The sequence below is a fragment of the Bacillus sp. LR--39 genome, from assembly GCF_053613335.1.
In genome coordinates, this window is sequence record NZ_JBSIOT010001503.1 from 1 (window position 1) to 535 (window position 535).

Below are 535 nucleotides of genomic sequence, written 5' to 3' on the forward strand. Positions count from 1 at the left end.
TATCATAGCTTTCACGCACGTCTTTCCGTTGCCCGAACGTTTCAGCTCTGTCATGGCAGAATGTTGTATTCTCCAATTGCAAAGCCTCAGATAACTTTTCTAAAAACGTGATCCGTTTATTCAGTGAATCCACGATTGTGACATTGAGGTGCGGAAAGCATATTTTTATCGGCAGACTTGGAAAACCCGCTCCCGCTCCAACATCACAAATCGTGTTCACCTGATTGAAGTCGACATAAAAAGCAGCTGTAATGGAATCATAAAAATGCTTTAAATACACTTCTTTTTTCTCTGTTATTGAAGTGAGATTGATTTTTTCGTTCCATTCAACCAGCATGTCGTAATACAGCTCAAATTGCTCCAGCTGACGGGGAGAAAGGGAGATCCCTTTTTCCGCCAAACCAGAAGTGAATTCTTCAATATTCATGCCGTCATCCTTTCTATTCGGCTATCTTCGCAATGCGTCCCTGCTCTAAATACACCAATAGAATTGAAATGTCCGCCGGGTTTACACCGGAAATGCGGGAAGCCTGGG

2 protein-coding genes are annotated in these 535 nt (G+C 42.8%); both read right to left on the minus strand.

Going from position 1 to position 535, the window contains the following annotated elements; genetic code table 11:
* Positions 1–427 (minus strand): 16S rRNA (guanine(527)-N(7))-methyltransferase RsmG (gene rsmG, locus ACWHAR_RS31425; protein WP_452088972.1); only part of this gene is annotated, 427 nt, incomplete at its 3' end.
* A 13-nt stretch (positions 428–440) separates the two neighbouring features.
* A partial coding sequence (locus ACWHAR_RS31430; RefSeq protein WP_452088973.1) for a hypothetical protein occupies positions 441–535 on the minus strand: 95 nt, incomplete at its 5' end.